Consider the following 16,529-nt stretch of genomic DNA (forward strand, 5'->3'; position numbering starts at 1 on the left):
CGCGCTCACACCGGGTGCAATCCGGGGAAAGCCAGCCCGCTGGTTTCGGGGAGGCCGAGCAGGAGGTTCATGCATTGCACCGCGCCGCCAGCCGCCCCCTTGACGAGGTTGTCGAGGCTGGCCATCACGAGCGCGCTGCCGCGGTTGTCCACCGCGATGCCGATGTCGCAGTAGTTCGAGCCGAGCAGCACCTTCGGGTCCGGATAGCGGAACGCGCCGCGTGAACTGGTGAGCAGGCGGACGAACGGTTCCGAGCCGTAGTCCTCCTGGTACAGGCGGATCAGCTCGCGTTCGCTCAGATCGACTGCCACGCGCGCGAGCGTCTGGACGCCGCGGACCTGCGGTGTCGCGGTGACGGTCATCGAGGACTCCACGCCGAGCGCCTCGGTCACTTCCGCTTCGTGCCGGTGGCCGAACGGGGCGAACACTCGCAGCACACCGCTCCGCAGTGCGTGGGAGTTCGACGTGTCGGCGGAGGCTCCGGAACCGCTGCTGCCCGTCCGTGCGTCGATCTGGACCGAATGCAGGAGACCACGCTGAGCCAACGGTGCGAGGCTGAGAATCGCACACGTGGCCATGCAGCCGGGGACGGCGACGCGATCCGCGTCCACGATCTGCTTGCGGTGCAGCTCCGGCAGCCCACGGACGAACGCGGGGGCACCCTCGCGGTTCCAGCCGTAGTACCGCTGCATGAGCGCCGCGTCCTCGATCCGGAAGTCCGCGGTCAGGTCGACGATCTTCGGCGCGAACGCGCTTACCTCGTCGAGGATCTCGCTGGTGGATCCGTGCACGCCCGCGAGGAAGACGAGGTCCACCGGCTCCAGGTCCGCGCGCTGCCGGTACCGCAGGCCGCTTCCGCGCAGCGGCGGGTGCGCGGTCTCCACGGCCCGGCCCGCGTGCGTGTCCGAGGTGACGGCGACGACCTCGACTCCGGGATGGTGGACGAGCAGCCGGAGCAACTCGCCGCCGACGAAGCCCCGGCCGCCTACCACCGCGATCCGTTTCACGCCGATTCCTTCTCTTCGAGTACGCCGCCGGCGCACAGGTCGACAATCCGGGCCGCGACGTCCACGCCGGTCGCGCTCTCGAAACCGCGGAACTCCGGCCGGGAATTCACTTCGAGCACCAATCGGCGGCCGTCCGCGCCTTCGACCAGGTCCACGCTCGCCACCCGGGCGCCGACTGCGGCTGTCGCTTCGAGGCACAACCGGCGTACCTCGTCGTCCGGCTGGAGCAATTCGACCGCTGCGCCTCGCGCCACGTTGTTCCGCCAGTCCGTGCCGGAGCGCACGATCGCGCCGAGGAAGTCGCCGCCGACCACGATGCCCCGGATATCCGGCGAGCCGGGCCGCACCGCCTCCTGGACGATCGCGGTCCGCATCGCCGCCGACGGCAGTTCCGCGCAATGCTCCAGCACGGCCTCGGCGGCGTAGCGGTCGGTGATCAGGCTGACCCGCTTGCCCCACGACGAGCCGAGCGGCTTGACGACGGCCGGGTAGCCGATCGCTTCGATCGCCAGCAGCCCGGCCTCCGGCGTTTGCGCGAGCAGCGTCGTCGGCGTCGGGATCCCGGACTGGCGGAGCTGCAGGTACGTCGACCACTTGCTGCCGCAGATCCGGCTCGCCGTCGCGTCGTTGACCGGGAATGCGCCGAAGGCTTCGAGAGTTTCGGCCATCAACAGCGCGCGTTGTGCGGAGATCTCGCGGTTGAGCACCGTCATGCCCGGCAGCAGGGCGAGTTGCTCCGGCGCGAACGACACGGCGCGGGGATCGATCCGGTGTACCGGAAGGCCGCGATCGTCCATTTCGGACAGCAAGCGGCGCTCCTCGTAGCGGACCACCGACAGCAGAATCCCCAGCGCTGCGGCGTTCATTCGCCCCAATCCTCTTCGGACTCGGGCGCGATCGCGAGCTTGAGCGGGGCGGTGGAGAAGATTTCCAGCTCCGCCGAGCATTTCGGGCAGCTGACGATCTCGCCCGGGTAGCTGTCCGCCTGGATCTGGACGTCCCCGGCGCAGCTGAGGCATTCGGTGGTCATGTGCGTCCCTTCCCTGTCGGTTGAAGTTCTCCGGTGAAAGCCAGCACCCGGCGGAGAACGGAGCCGGCGTCGAGCCCGCCCGCCGCGAGCAGATCCGCGTGCGAACCGGGGGCCAGGAAGCCGTCGAGGCCGATCGGCAGCCAGCGGATCCCGCGTGCCCCGGCCGCCGCGGCGACCTGCGCGCCCATGCCGCCGGAGGGCCACGCCTCTTCCAAAGTGACCAGCCATCGGCATTCGTCGGCGAGGAGGTCGTTGACCGCGGCGGCTGATTCCGGGTCGACCGTGTGCGCGTTGATCACCTGGGCGCGGCAGCCCTCCGCCGTCAGCCCGCGCGCGACTTCCAGCGCGGTCAGCAGCATCTCGGGCCCGGTGGCGACCAGCGCGACGTCCTGTCCGGCGCGGACTTCCTGCGGCACGCCGAGTTCCGGTTCCGCCAAGCCGCTGAAGACCGGCGAATCCTTGCGCCCGAGCCGGAGGTAGGTCGGGCCGTCGTACTCCAGGCACTGCTCCAGCAGCGAGACCGTCTGCCGCGCGTCGGCCGGGACGACCACGCGCATGTTCGGCAGCGCGTTCATCAGGGCGAGGTCTTCGGCGCAGTGGTGCGTCGGGCCGAGCCAGCCGCCGCTGACGCCACCGTGCGTGCCGACGATGCACACCCGGCGGCGCGGATAGGCGATGTCGAGCTTGATGAACTCGAAGGCCCGGCTCGCCGAGAAAGCGGCGAAGGTGCAGACGAGCGCGCGCCAGCCGAGATGCTCCGCGCCCGCGGCGAGACCGAGGGCGGCGGATTCCGCGATGCCGACGTTGAGATATTCCATCTCGGGAGTTGGCGTGACAGATCCGGTGTCGGTGTCGACCACGAGCACGTTGTGCCGTATCGCCAGCTCCGGCAACGCGGTGGTGAAGGCGGCCCGGGTGCTCTTGCGCTCGGTTTTGGTCTCAACCACGGCCGGGACCTCCCCGCCGCATCCCGGCTTCGACACGTCGGCGCTTTGCCGCGTCGAGCCGGACGAAATGCGACACCGCCCGGCCAGCGAGAATTCCAGCGCCGTTGCCCTTGACCGTCCGGCACACCACTGCCGTCGGCTCCCCCGTCGCGGCAGCGTCTTCTAACGCCGCGCAGAGCCCGGGCAGGTCGTGGCCGTCTGCCTCGACGGTGTGCCAGCCGAAGCCGGACCACCGTTGCGCGGGCGAGGCACCGTCGCTCACCTCGTGCACGGAGCCGGTCTGCTGGAAGTCGTTCGCGTCCACGACCACGATCAGGTTGCCCGCGTCGAACGCGCGGCTCACCTGCGCGGCTTCCCAGACTGAACCCTCCTGCAGTTCGCCGTCGCCGACAAGGACGAAGGTGTTCGCGGTGCCGACTTTCCGCTGTGCCCACGCCACACCGTTGGCCAAGGCCAGTCCGTGGCCGAGCGAGCCGGTGGCGAATTCGACGCCGGGGACCGCGACGTTGCCGTGGGTCGCCAAGCGGCTGCCGGGACGGCAGAAGGTGGGAATCTCGTCCGGCGGGAAGTACCCGCGTTCGGCGAGCGTCGCGTAGAGCGCCATCGCCGAATGTCCTTTGCTCAGAACGAAAACATCCCGGCCTTTCCCCTCGGCGTCGGCGGGGTTGATGTTCATGACGTGGAAGAACAGCGCGACCAGGATCTCGACAGAGGACATCGAACCGCCGAGATGGCCGCCCTCCGGTCCGGAACACATCTCGACGATGTGCTCCCGGATGCGGTCCGCGCGGGCTTCCAGCGCCTCGCGGTCCGGCTTGCGCACTGCTGTCGTCACGAGACCGCGCCTTTCTCCAGGACGGCAAGGTTCGACCAGACCTTCTCGATCGCGTCGGCGAACCTCTGCAGCAACGGCCCGGCGTCCGGTGGCAAATGCCGCTGCTGGATGGTGAAACTCCGGTCGATGACGTCCTGGGTGACCGGCCAGGCCGGCTCCTGCTGGCAGAGCGATCGCAACGCGGGCTGATCGGCCAGCGGCATCATCTGGTACCGGGTCGCGGGCACGCCCTCCGCGCGCAGCGCCCGCATCAGCAGCGTCCGGGCCGCCGCCGTGCTCAGGTCCGGGAAAAGCCGGTCCAGGTCGACGACGAAACGCAGGATGTGCCAGGCGTGCTCGTACCCCTCCGGCTCGCTCGGGCACACCAAACCAGGCAGATTTCCCAGCCGGCCAAGGAAAGCCGCGACGTTCTTCCGCCGCGCCGCGTGGTAGCCCGGGAACCGCTCCAGCTGGCTGGCGGTGTACGCGGCTTGGACGTTGCTCAGCTTCGCGTTGAACCCCAAACGGTGGCTGACATACCTGCGCGGCTGATCTGGTCGGATCAACTCGCCGAACTGCCGCAGCTGAACCAGACTGTCCGCGACGCTGTCGTCGTCGGTGACGACGAGCCCGCCTTCGCCGCAGGTCGGGAGGTTCTTCGTCATCTGCAGGCTGAACGTCGCCGTGTTGCCGAACGCGCCGGACAGGACACCGTGATACCGGGCTCCGTGCGCCTGCGCGGCGTCCTCGATCACTGCACAACCATGGCTGCGGGCGAGGTCGGTGATGGCCGCGATATCAGCGCTGAGCCCGTGCAGATGAACCGGGATGACCGCCTTTGTGCGCTCGGTGAACGCCGCGCTCAGGCTGCGCGGCGACATCGTAAAGGTGACCGGGTCGACGTCCGCGTACACCGGCGTCGCGCCGACGTGCGTCACCGCCATCGCCGTTCCGACGAAGGTCAGCGCGGGGACCACAACCTCGTCGCCCGGGCCCACGCCGTGCGCGAGGAGCGCGAGTTCGATCGCCGTGGTCCCGTTGCTGACGGCGACGCAGCGGCGCACGCCCAGGAATTCGGCCCAGGACCGTTCCAGCCGCTCCACCGCGGTCAGTCCCGCACGGTCTGACACGAACACGTTCGACTCCAGCACCGCGAGCACCGCGGCCCGGTCCGCGTCGGTCGTCCTCGGCCAGTCCACCGGCGCGAGCGACGGCAGGACCGGCTCCCCGCCGGTGAGCGCCAGCTCGCCACCGCCTCCGGCATTCATCTGGCCTCAGCCCACCCTCTCGACGCCGCGAGCCGCCATTCGACGGCCAATTGCTCGTACGCGTGCACCAATTCGTCGCCGCGCCGCAGCACCAGTTCCGGCACCCGCGCGAGATTCGCCGCGTGCGCGCTCAGCAGCCGCAGGTTCGACCAAGCCGACATCACGCTGTCCGCGGCGGCGGCGATTCCGGACAGATACGGCAGGTTCGCCCGGCGCGCGAATTCCTGCGTCAGGCGGCCGTGCAAGAAAGCCTGTGCCTGCATCGCCCAGCCGAACGTGTAAGCGGGCCGCAATTCCGCCGGATCGCCGCTGCGTTCCTGCAGCTGCTGCACGAATCGGCGTACTCCGGCCTGACCGGTCCACACGCGATCCGCGTCATCGGCAGCACCGGTGTTCCAGCGCTCGAGATTGCCCTCGATCGCGCGGCCGAATCCGTCGGCGGTCAGTTCTTCTGGCTCCGAGCCCACGCGAGCGGTCAGCACCCGGCCGGCGATCTCGCTGCTCGAGAAGAACACGTCCTGGTGGTCGGCCGGATTGCCGGAGGTCCACGCGTTCATCAGGTGCTCGGCGGGCAACCACCCCTGGAACCGGGGCGGTTGCGCGTCCGACACGTAGAACTCGGTTTCCCCGCCGGCCTTCCGCCAGGCCGGGACCACGACCAGATGCGCGGCGTGGACGTCGTGATAAGCGGGCCGGAACGGGAGGTGGTAATTGTCCACCGCCACGATCACGCTCGCGTGCTTTTCGATCAGCTCGATCAGATCGTCGGCGTTCTTTCCCGACGTCCACTCCGATTCCACGTCGTGATAAGGACACAGATCGGCCGCCACGCCCCGGCTGCTTTGCGCGGGGCGGTAGAACTCCTCGCACATCGTGTCCTGCGGCGCGAAAGCGAATTCGCACGCGAGGCCGAGCACCTCGACCGGGCGCAGGCCGTGTTCCAGCAGAATGCTGCCCACCGTGGTCTGGAGACAGCTCAACGGATCCTCGTACCATTGCGGATAGGTGCCGGTCGCACCGTCCCAGCCGCGTTGTCGTGGCATGCCGAAACCTTTCCGAGGTTTTCCGAAAATGTCGTTCAGCGGCCCAGCAGCGTCATCGCGAACAAATGGACCGCCGGGTTCTCCGGCAGCGAAAGCGCGCACAGCGGCTGCCTGCGGGTGACCGGGACGCGCTGGCACCACAGGGTGATGCCGATGCGTTCCTGCACGTGCTGCGGATAGTGGATGGTGTCGGTGCGCAGCGCGAATTCCTCGCCGTAGTCCGACCGGCCCTCCCACAGATCCGAGAGCTCGAACCGGTCGCGGCTCGCCGATCCGTCGGCGAAATGCCAGGTCACGTAGTCGCGGACGCGCCGTTCGCCGCAGCCGATCACGTACAGCCAGTCCCAGCGCCGCTGCGGGACCTCGATCCATTGCCCCGAGCAGACCAGGTTGTCCGGGCCGCTCCCGTCCAGCAGCGTGCTGCGCAGCGGGACGCCGTCGACCACCCGTTCCAGCGGCCCGGGCTGCGCCGGGATCGAGTTCCGCCAGACGTTCAGCCGTCCGTCGGCGAGGTTCGCCGGCGTGGTCGCCGCCTGGTTGTTGAGGAACGGTTCGAGCGGGAGCATTTCGTGGACTGTCACCGGAACTCCTTTCGCACCAGTGCTCTGCGCTGCAGCCGGGGTTCGACGACGGCGAATCCGCACGCCTCGAAGGTGCTGACCCGGCCGTGGAAGCTGTAGGGGTCGAAACCGGACTCCGGATCGCGGTCGTCCTCGGGGTACGCCTCGATCAGGTCGGCCTTTTCTTCTTCCGCCCACTCGGCCGCCCGGTCGATCAACTGCCGGAGCAGGCCGCGGTGCCGGTGCTCGCGCGCCAGGTACACGCAGACGATCGACCAGATCCGCTCCGGGTCGTCGCCGGGAAGCAGTTTCGCCGCCCGCGACCGTTGCAATCGCGGGAAACCCAGCCGCGGCCCCGCGCCGAGCCAGCCGACCGGAACGCCGTCGACCGTGCCGAGCACGCCGACCCGTTCCCCGTCTTGCACCAGGTCGCCGAGCGTCGCCTTGCGCGCGGCCGGGCGGCACGCGGAATAGTCCTTCGAGCCCAGCCGGAAATACATGCACCAGCAGTATTCGACGAGCCCTTTCGGCCCGAAGAACTCGTCGATCGCGGGCCAGTCGCCCGGTCCGACCACGCTCGTCACCAGTTCGCTCATCAGTCCTCCTTGTCGCGGCATCCCTTCTCTCCCCGCCCGGCCTAGTTCCAGCCGACTGCCAGGGGCAGGCGCACGACGCCGTTCAGGAAGTTCGAGACGAGATGCCGCGGCGGTCCCGAAAGCGAGAAGGACCGCACGTTTTCGCGCCACAGATCGAAAAACGTCTTCAACCCGGCGACGGCCACATGCTGGCCGATGCACCGGTGCACGCCGAGCCCGAAGGCGAGATGCTGGTTCGGGGAACGGTCGGGGACGAACCTGAACGGTTCCGGGAATACCTCCTCGTCCCGGTTGGCCGAGGCGGGCCAGGCGGTGACCAATTCCCCCGCCCGGACCTCGGTTCCGGCGAGCGTAGTGTTCGCGACCGCGCGCCGCAAAACGTGGTTGATCGGGCTCGCCCAGCGCAGCGCCTCGTCCACGAACCGCTGGTCGGTCCGTTCCTGGCGGACGAACCACGACCACAGGTCCTCGTCGCCGGCCAGCAGGATCAGGGTCTGGTTGATGGTCTGCGGCACCGTCGGATTGGCCCCCATCAGGAACGCGTACGCGTTCAGCAGCGCGACGTCGCGATCCGGGTCCCCGACTACTTCGGCGGCGTGCGGGCACCGGCCGCTCACCGTGTCCTCGGGCGGACCGGATTCGAGCACCTCGCCGAGGACGGTCATGATCGTCGTGTGCGCCTCGAAAAGGTCGAACCGGCGCTGCCGTTCGGATTGCGGGACGTCCGACCCGCCCATCGCGCGGACCGTCGCCCGGCCGGTGACCGGCCATTCGCTCTCCGGAATGCCCATCAGCGGCCCGGTGATCGTCATCGGCAGGGTGATCATCGCTTCGCAGAAGTCGAAGGTCTCCTTGCCGCGGACGACGTCGAACAGCTCGCGCATCCGCGCCTCGATCCCCACCTGGAGCCGCTGCGTCGCCTGCACCGTCATCAGCGGGGTGAACACGCGCTTCAGTTCGGGATGCAGCGGCGGGTCGGTGAGGTGGATCGCCGCCCCCGCCGCGACATCCCCGTCGCCCCGCACGCTGAGCATGGTGCTGTAGGCCGAGGAGAACGTCTTGTGGTCGCCCAGAACCGCCTTGACGTCGGCGTGCCGCATCGCCGCGAGGAACTGCTGCCCGTCCGGGGTTTGCTGCCGGTGCAGGCCGCCCTCGGCACGCATGCGTTGCCACCCGGCGTGCATGTCCTGGGCGGAGTACAGCGATTCGTCGTAGAGCTGCGGCGAAGCCCCGTCGGGAGCCGCCTGCGAACCTTCGAGGGCGACCAGCATGAAACGTCTCCTTTGCGTGAAAGTCAGGCAGCGAGCCCGAGGTTCTCGGCGCAGCGCAGGTAGAACCGCGAGGCGACCGACCACTCCGTGATGCCCTGTGCCCCCAGCACTTGCATCGACGCGCGGACCGCGCGCACCATTACGTCCTGCTCGACCAATTCGAACCGGCGGAGCGCCGCGTCGTCCAGGCCAGGCAAGGTGTTCGCGATTTCCTGCAGCCTCGTGCTCACCGCGTGCAGTTCGGCGTAAGACCGGATGAGCGCAAACATCAGCGCGTCGATGTCGACGAGCTTCCGGCCGAATTGCTCGCGGCCCGCGGCGTGTTCCCAGGCGGTGCGGAACAGTCCGAGGCCGAGGCCCAGCACGTAGGCCGCGTGCCGCACCCGGCCTTCGCGCGCGCCGGGCGCGGCCGAGGGCTGGTAGGCGTTCTCGAACCCGAGGTACCCCAGGCTCAGGTTGATCGAGCAGCCGACGGCGAGGCCGAGGCCGAGCCCGCCGTCGTCCTCGGGGGCCTCCACCTGGTCGAAACCCAGCTCCGCCAACGTTTCCGCCAGTGCGGCGCGGCGGTCGGCCGAGTAGCTGAACAGCGGTTTCGCCTTGATCCCGGCCCCGACCGGTTCGAGGACCTCGACCACCGCGTCGGCGAGTTCGCCGCCGAACCGGTGCAGGATGTCCCGGCACCGCGTGGAGTACTCCTCCTTGAGGTCCACCGAAAGCGTCGACAGCATGATCTCCGACGAACCGGCCGACAGGGTGAGCCCGGGAGATTCGGTGAGCCCGGACAGCAGTTCCTCGCGGACCAGGCCGTCGTGCGGCTCGGTCCGGAGCGTCCGCCAGCGGCGCAGCACCTCGTGCCCGACCTGCTGACACGTTTCGCTGGTGTACAGCTTGGCCACCGCGGTGTCCGTCGCCGTCGCATCGGGGCGAAGGAAGACCTCGGTGGCGGCGCGGGCTACCGTAGTCGCGCATTCGACCTGGCCTTCGAGCAGCTGCAGCTCGTCCGGGCCGACTGCGGCTGCCCGCAACGCTTTTAGCCAACGCGCCGCTCGCACGACGTGGTCGATGCCGGTGCGTTCTATGGCCAGGGCACCGTCGAGCAGAGCCCAGCCGCGGCCTTCCTCGCCGATTCGCCGCCAGCTCTCGACCTCGACGTCCTTTAGCCGGACGCGGCACATCTGCTCGGGCTGAATGGTCTCGACCAGCTCGACTGTCACTCCCGGCGACGCAAGGTCGATGACGAAAAGCGTGATGCCGTCGTACTTATGACCGTCATCGCCGGTGCGCGCCGCGACCAGCGCCGAGCCCGAGATGTGGCTGTAGATGCTGAACACCTTGACGCCGTTGAGGACATAACGGTCGCCTCGGCGGTCCGCCCGGGCGCGCAGCGACGCGAGATCGCTGCCCGCCCGCGGCTCGCTGTACAGCACGGTGGCGAATTCCTCGCCCCGGCTGATGCGCGGGAGCAGGTCCTGTTTCAGCCGGTCCGAGCCGGATTTCAGCACGAAGTAGCCGACGATCTGCACGGTGAGCGCGTACACGAGGTCCGGCAGCCCGGTGGCGATGAACTGCTCGAACAGCTCGATCCCGGTCTTGGTCGGCAAGCCGGAGCCGCCGAATTCGACCGGCCAGTCCGGGGTGAGCAACCCGCGCCTGCCGAGCTCCCGGTAGGCCTCGGCGATCGCTTCCGGCTCCATTTTCCGGGCCCGCAGCACGAGATCGCGCCAATGCGGCGTGTCGACCAGCTCTTTCAACGCCGCGTGCAGATCGGGCCCGGCACCGGTGCTGACTGCCGACGTGCGCACGGGGAGATCCAGCGCGCTGCGGATGATCTTCTCGATGGTGGCGAGCGTGTCGGCGTTCTGGAGCAGGCCGTAATGCTCGCCGGGCAGCTCCTGGAAGTCGACCTCGCCGGAGGACACCGTGCGCCAGTCCCGTTTGAACGATTCGGCCGCCCGTACGACCACCACGTCCAGGTCGCCCGGCGTCGGCTTCCACTTGCGGAGAAGACGGCTGTTGTGGCCGAAGATCCGGAGGCGTTCGGAGAAGGTCTCCTCGTCCATGCCGACGATCTCGGCCGCTTCGGACTCGGTGCTCGCCACGAATTCGCCGTCGTGCCCGCCTGAGCGCAGTGCGTCGCGGACGAACCACTCCAATTCTTCGGCGTGCGTCGACTCCTCGTACGCGATGGTCGACCACGTCGAATCGAGCAGCACCACCTTCGGCCGCTTGCCGCGCGCTTCCAGCAGATTGGCGATTTCCCAGGCCAGCGCGCCGCCGAAGGACCAGCCGCACACCAGGTCGATGTCCGGGCAATGCTCGGCGAGAACTTCGGAGTAGCGGCGGGCGAGGTCCTGCATCGACTCCGTCGGCTCGCCGCCGTCGAGCACCTCCCGCGAAGATTCCAAGCCCCAGCAGGCATACTCCGGGAACCTGCGGACCAGCGGCTGATACGTCAGCAGGCTGCCGCCGACCGGATGCGCGAACAGCAGGACCTTCGCGCCGGGCGCCGACCGGCTCAGCTCTACCAGTCCCGGCACGCCCGGTGCCGCCGACCTCGCGCTGAGATAGCTGCTCAGGCGTTTGCCGTCACCGTCCATCTCTCCTCCTTTCCGGATGCGCTCCACGTCCGCTCACTCGCCGGCCAGCAGCCGGGCGACGTCCTCTTCGGTCATCCCGGCGATGGCCTTCTCCAGCTCCTCGGCCGACAGCGAGGCCAGCCGCGCCCGTTCGACCTCCAGCGCCATGCTCTGCACGCTCGAATCGTTGAAGAACGCGGCGAGCGAGATCGTCGCCGAAAACAGCTTCTTGATCTTGGAAACCAGTTGCGCGGCTTGCAGGCTCGTGCCGCCGAGGTCGAAGAAGCTCGCCGTCTTGGGGAAATCGGTGCGGCCGAGGATCGGGCCGAACGCGTCGGTCAGCATCGCCCGTTCGAGCTCGGTCAGCTCTTCCGCGGGCGCGGCCTCGACGGTGAAGTCGGCGTCCGGCAGCGCGCGTTCGTCGATCTTGCCGCTGCCGTTGATCGGCAGTTCGTCCAGCAGCACGAAGGTCGACGGCTGCATCGTGGACACCAGCCGCTTGCGGCAGTAGTCCCGCAGCGAACTTTCGCTCGCCTGCCTCGCTCCCCCGGTCGCGCAGTAAGCGACGATCCGCTTCTGGTCCCCGTCCTGGCGGACCCGCACGTAGACGTTGCGGAGCCCTTCGGCGGCGCGGAGCACGCTCTCGATCTCGCCGACCTCGATCCGCACCCCGTTGATCTTGACCTGCCGGTCGCGCCGCCCGACGTACACCAGCCGGCCGTCTCCGTTGTGCCGCACCAGATCCCCGGTCAGATACACCCGCGCGGACGGATCGGGCCCGACCGGATCCGGGACGAACTTCTCCCGGTTGTCCTCGTCGCGCCGCCAGTAGCCCGGCGTCAGCCCGACCCCGCCGAGCGCCAGCTGCCCGATCACGCCCTGCGGCACCGGCCGGTTGTGCTCGTCCAGCACATACGCGACGTGGTTGTCCATCGGCCCGCCGATCGGCAGCCCGGCCGCCGGCAGCGGCTCTTCCAGCTCCTCGACGACGCTGGTGACGGTGCACTCGGTGACGCCGTAACCGTTGAAGATGCGCCGGCCCTTGCCCCACGCCCGCACCAGCTCGTGCGAGAACGCTTCGCCGCCGACGAACACGATCCGCAGATCGTTCAGCGGACCCGGGTCGAGCAGCTTCATCACCGAAGGCGGCAGGTCGGTCACGGTGACCCGGTGCTCCTCCAGGAACTGCTGGACCTCCGCCATGCTCAGCCGCATCACCGACGGCACGACGTGCAGCGACGCCCCGCTCAGCAGCGCACCGAACATCTCGAACACCGACACGTCGAACCCGCAGGACGCGTAGCCCAGCACGCGGTCGGCCGGGCTGAGTTCGAACAGCGTCCGGACGTTCCGGATGAAGCCGAGGATGTTGTCGTGGGTGATCAGCACACCTTTCGGCTTGCCGGTGCTGCCCGAGGTGTACATCAGGTACGCGACCTCGTTCCCGCCGCGCGCCGGTTCGGGCAGGCTCGCCGGGACCGGCGCCTCGACCGGCAACCGGCATTCCGCGCCGGGCGCGATTCCAGTGGTCGTCGCGTCGCACACCACGCAGCGGAGGTCGGCGTCTTCGATGATCGCCTCGATCCGGCCGCGCGGGTTCATCGCGTCGATCGGCACGTACACCGCGCCGATCGCCAGCAACGCCAGGACTGTCGCCGAGAAGTCGGCCGACGGTTCCAGCGCGACGCCGACCCGGTCGCCCGCGCGGACTCCGGCTTCGGCCAGATAGCCGCGCAGCGCTTCGACCCGTTGGCGCAATTCCGCGTACGTCAGGTCTTTTCCGGGACTGCTGACGGCCAGCCGGTCCGCGTGTTCCTCGGCGACCTGGCAGAACTGCGTGTAGACGTTGCCGGTCGGCGCCGGCGCCTGCGTGCCGATGCCGAGCTGGGCCTGGATTCGGCGGGACTCGCTGTCGTGGGCCCACAGTTCGCGGAGGCTGATGCCCGGGTCGGCGATCGCGCTGCGCAGCAGCCAGACGAACACCCGCTGCATGGTTTCGATCGTCGCCTGGTCGAAGATGTCGGTGTTGTAGACGGTGTGCACTTCGAGGTCCGGGCCGCTGCGCGCGACCGTCCACTGCTGGAAGAACTTCGCCTGCGTGGTGGGGACCTCGACCTCCGTCGCGGATACGCCGTCGAGGCGCATCGGCTCGGTCCACTCGTTCATCGTCAGCGTGTACTGGAACAGCGTCGACCGCGACGGGTCGCGCCGGACCTGCGCACTCGCGATGATCTGCTCCAGCGGCAGGTAGCCGTGCGCCTGTGCGCCGCGCAGCCGTTGCTGGACGCGTTTGAGCGTCTCCTGGAACGTCTCCTCCGGATCGAGCTGGAACCGCAGCGGCAGCATGTTGATGAAGAAGCCGAGGGTCCGTTCGGTTTCGACCTCGGCGCGGTTCGCGCTCGGCATGCCGAAGATGACGTCGCCGGACCCCGAATACCGGTGGTACAGACAAGCCATCACGGTGGCGTAGACGGTGATCGGGGTGGTCGTGAGCGAGGACGCGAGCCGGTTGGCCTGGGTTGCCAGTCCTTCGCAGGTCTGGACCACTGCGCGGCCGGGATAGGTCACCGCAGGCGGCAACGGGCGGTCGCCGGGGATGTCCATCACCTCGACGTCGCGCAGCGCCTCGGCCCAATGGTCCGCGCTGGCCTGCCAGGCCCCGGCGCGCATCTGCTTGCGCTGCCATTCGCTGAAGTCGGCGAACTGGACGGCGGGCGGGTCCACGAGCGGCGTCGAGCCGGCCCGGCGCGCGTTGTATTCCTTCTCCAGCTCGTCGAAGAAGATGGCCGTCGACACCCCGTCGAAGACGATGTGGTGCACGACCAGGCCGAAGTAATGCAGATCAGGCCGGACCTGGACCAGATCCGCGCGCCACAGCGGGAATTCCGTCAGCGTCATCCCGACCTCGGCGAGCTCGTCGAGCATCCGGCGGGCCTCGGCCTCCGACGACGCGGACGACCGCGGGACGACGATTTCGGGATCCTCGACGATCCCCTGGAAGAACTCGTCGTTCTCCTCGAGCACGTAGGTCCGCAGCGCTTCGTGGCGGCGGACGATGCTGGCGAAGGACTCGGTGAGCGCGTCGGCGTCCAAGCCGCCTTCGAGGCGGAAGAGGAACGCGACGTTGTAGGTCGATTTCCCGGTGGCGAGCTGGTCCACCACCCACAAGGTGTCCTGCGAATACGACAGCGGCACGTTGCCGCGGTCCTGGCGGGGACGCGGTCCGTCGGTGATCTTGGCGCGTGCACGGGCCAACATGTCGGCAAGCGATTTCTTCTTGCCCTCCGCGGTACTGTCGCGCACTGTACTCACCCGTTGCTCCCTTCCCGGTGCTGAGCGGAATGCGATGCCCGGCCGACGCCCGGCGGCCGGTTTTGCTTCGTTCACAAGTTCAAGGGCGGCAGCAGCGCCGCCGGATCGGTCAGCCACGCGCGCAGGAGTGCGCCGAGGCAGTCGGCGAGCGGCCCGGCCACCGCGGGCGAACGCGGGCTCCAGGCGTAGTGCCCGTCGCCCAGTTCGACCCGCAGGAGGAAGCGGGCGACGCACGCGCGGTCGGAATCGCGGCCGAGGCATTGGTCGGTGCGCACCACCTGGTAGGTGGTGGCGAGGTCGGGAAGCCCGAGCGCGGTCGCGGCGTATCCGCCGGTCGCCCGGGCGTAGCAGGCCAGCCCGGCGTGCAGGCTCGCCGCGGCGGGGCGGGCGCCGAGCAGGTGCAGCACCCGCGCGGCCTGCGCTGCGGCGCTCGCGGCGGCCGTGCCGGCCGAAGCCGGATCGACCAGACCGCCGTCGCGGCAGAGCGTCACGAAGGCGACCGCTCGCGCGCCGTCGAGGATCGTGGTGGGGCGGCCGCCGGTGAGCCGGTCGGCCAATTCGACGGCGGCGGTCGTGGAGACGAGGTCGGAGGCGCGGCCGAGCCAGTGCGCGAACCCGCCGTCCGGGTTCTGCAGCCGCGCGATCCAGCGAAGCAGGCGGCGTTCGTCCAGCCGGTGTCCGCTCGCCCGTAACGCTTCGAAGGCCCATTGCGTGCAACGGACTTCCGCGGTCTGGCCCGGCATGTAGCCGACGCCGTCTTCCGCGGGCGGCTGCGCGTCCTGCAGCCAGCGGACCAACCCCCGTGCCGGAGTACCGGAACGCGCCGAGGTGAGCAGACCGGCCGCGGTGGCGAGGCTGTCGCCTGCGGCTTCAGGGCTTCGGTAGGTGTAGCCGCTGCCCGCCAGGCGGCAGCGCGCCACCGCTTCGGCGATCGCGTCCGCTTCCGCGGCCGGAAGGTCGTAGCCGAGTGCAGTCAGCGCGCCCACGGCGGAGAAGCAGGCCCAGATGTCGGAACGGCCGTAGCCGGGCCAGCGTTCGTAGCCGCCGCCGGGCAGTCGCCGGTCGCCGATCCACGCGAGCGCTCCCGCTGGGTCGGGTGGTTGGGCGCCGAGGACGCGCAAGGTCAGCACCGCGCGGAACGTCGCCCAGAGGCAGACCGCCGAGCCGGGCGCGAACCGGAATCCGCCTTCGACGGTTTGCTGTTCGCACAGCCACGAGACCAGCGGTCCGGTCCGCCAGGGCAACGGTGCGGTGGTGACGGCTCGCCACGCGCGCACGCCGTAGTAGCAGGCTCGGGCGTCCGAGAGGTTCGAGCCGGGCTGCCAGGTCAGGCCGCCGTCGGGACCCTGCAAGGCGGCCAGCCACCCGGCGTGCCGTGCCGGTTCCGGGGCGGCGGTGCCGGTGATCTCGACCAAAGTCTTTGTGGCGCACCAGGTCGCCCACACGTCCGGCGGACGGCCCGCGGTCATCGCGAACCCGCCTTCGACGGTCGCGGTGCCGGACACCCATTCCGCGACCCGGGCGGGCTCGTCGATTTCCTCGCCGAGATCGTGCAGGGCGCGGGTGCAGCAGTAGGTGGCCCAGCCGTCCGACGGGAGGCCGCGCTGCCAGGTGTAGCCGCCGTCGCTGTTGCGGCGCGACCGCAGGAACCTCACGATGCCAGCGGGTTCGGCCGGGGTGCGGCCCAGTCGGCGCAGCGTGCGGACGGCGGCGTAGCTGCAGGAGAGGTCGGCTTCGCCTTGGCTGAGTCCGCCGTCGGCCAGAACAGCGGGGGCTGTCGTGGCGGTCATCGGGCACCCGCCGCATTTGTCCGGTTCTCTCGGGCTCGCGGTGCGGTCTCGCCGAAGGAGGGGCGGTTCGGCGTCATGGCGAAGCGACCTCCTTCCCGGACCGGGTCGTTCCCGGCCGCTCCACTCTTTCCCGCCGGGGCGGCGGGCGCATGGGTGCTGCGCACCCAAAGAGTCGCCGTCCGTCCACTGCGGGCGCCCATAAATGTTTCCGGCTGTGACTAAACGATTTCAGGCCGTGCGCACAATTGCGCCACAAGGTGGAACGGCGGTATTTCTGCCCCCACGAAAGCGGGCGCCTGCGTATAGCATTTCGCG

General features: G+C 69.4%; 13 protein-coding genes. All 13 read right to left on the bottom strand.

Annotated features, from left to right (window positions below; translation table 11 throughout):
* Positions 1-5: 5 nt before the first annotated feature.
* On the bottom strand, positions 6-1,007 hold the full coding sequence (gene argC / locus AB5I40_RS08530) for an N-acetyl-gamma-glutamyl-phosphate reductase (RefSeq protein WP_370937892.1): 1,002 nt from the start codon (positions 1,005-1,007) through the stop codon (positions 6-8).
* Positions 1,004-1,873 (bottom strand): RimK family alpha-L-glutamate ligase, encoded by an 870-nt coding sequence (locus AB5I40_RS08535; protein ID WP_370937893.1) that lies wholly within the window; start codon positions 1,871-1,873, stop codon positions 1,004-1,006. The genes argC and AB5I40_RS08535 overlap by 4 nt, the downstream gene beginning before the upstream one ends.
* The gene (locus AB5I40_RS08540; protein ID WP_370937894.1) at positions 1,870-2,037 is read right to left on the bottom strand and encodes a lysine biosynthesis protein LysW; all 168 of its coding nucleotides are present in this window, start codon (positions 2,035-2,037) and stop codon (positions 1,870-1,872) included. Before AB5I40_RS08540 ends, AB5I40_RS08535 begins: the two co-directional genes overlap by 4 nt.
* A complete protein-coding gene (locus AB5I40_RS08545) occupies positions 2,034-2,984 on the bottom strand; it encodes a transketolase family protein (RefSeq protein WP_370937895.1) in 951 nt (316 codons plus the stop codon). The genes AB5I40_RS08540 and AB5I40_RS08545 overlap by 4 nt, the downstream gene beginning before the upstream one ends.
* Complete coding sequence (locus AB5I40_RS08550; protein ID WP_370937896.1) at positions 2,977-3,819, bottom strand: transketolase; 843 nt, start codon at positions 3,817-3,819, stop codon at positions 2,977-2,979. Before AB5I40_RS08550 ends, AB5I40_RS08545 begins: the two co-directional genes overlap by 8 nt.
* Entirely contained in the window at positions 3,816-5,066 is a 1,251-nt protein-coding gene (locus tag AB5I40_RS08555) for a DegT/DnrJ/EryC1/StrS family aminotransferase (protein ID WP_370937897.1), read from the bottom strand. The genes AB5I40_RS08550 and AB5I40_RS08555 overlap by 4 nt, the downstream gene beginning before the upstream one ends.
* The gene (locus AB5I40_RS08560; RefSeq protein WP_370937898.1) at positions 5,063-6,109 is read right to left on the bottom strand and encodes a BtrH N-terminal domain-containing protein; all 1,047 of its coding nucleotides are present in this window, start codon (positions 6,107-6,109) and stop codon (positions 5,063-5,065) included. The genes AB5I40_RS08555 and AB5I40_RS08560 overlap by 4 nt, the downstream gene beginning before the upstream one ends.
* 35 nt (positions 6,110-6,144) lie before the next feature.
* Positions 6,145-6,690, bottom strand: coding sequence for a hypothetical protein (locus AB5I40_RS08565; protein WP_370937899.1), 546 nt, complete (start codon positions 6,688-6,690; stop codon positions 6,145-6,147).
* Entirely contained in the window at positions 6,687-7,265 is a 579-nt protein-coding gene (locus tag AB5I40_RS08570; protein WP_370937900.1) for a GNAT family N-acetyltransferase, read from the bottom strand. Before AB5I40_RS08570 ends, AB5I40_RS08565 begins: the two co-directional genes overlap by 4 nt.
* A 41-nt stretch (positions 7,266-7,306) precedes the next feature.
* A complete protein-coding gene (locus tag AB5I40_RS08575) occupies positions 7,307-8,536 on the bottom strand; it encodes a cytochrome P450 (protein WP_370937901.1) in 1,230 nt (409 codons plus the stop codon).
* 23 nt (positions 8,537-8,559) lie between these two features.
* On the bottom strand, positions 8,560-11,133 hold the full coding sequence (locus AB5I40_RS08580) for a thioesterase domain-containing protein (protein WP_370937902.1): 2,574 nt from the start codon (positions 11,131-11,133) through the stop codon (positions 8,560-8,562).
* A 33-nt stretch (positions 11,134-11,166) separates the two neighbouring features.
* The gene (locus AB5I40_RS08585) at positions 11,167-14,424 is read right to left on the bottom strand and encodes an amino acid adenylation domain-containing protein (RefSeq protein ID WP_370937903.1); all 3,258 of its coding nucleotides are present in this window, start codon (positions 14,422-14,424) and stop codon (positions 11,167-11,169) included.
* Positions 14,425-14,495: 71 nt separating this feature from the next.
* Complete coding sequence (locus AB5I40_RS08590) at positions 14,496-16,214, bottom strand: prenyltransferase/squalene oxidase repeat-containing protein (RefSeq protein WP_370937904.1); 1,719 nt, start codon at positions 16,212-16,214, stop codon at positions 14,496-14,498.
* Positions 16,215-16,529: the final 315 nt, after the last annotated feature.

This window comes from Amycolatopsis sp. cg13 (assembly GCF_041346965.1).
Classification (GTDB): Bacteria; Actinomycetota; Actinomycetes; order Mycobacteriales; family Pseudonocardiaceae; genus Amycolatopsis.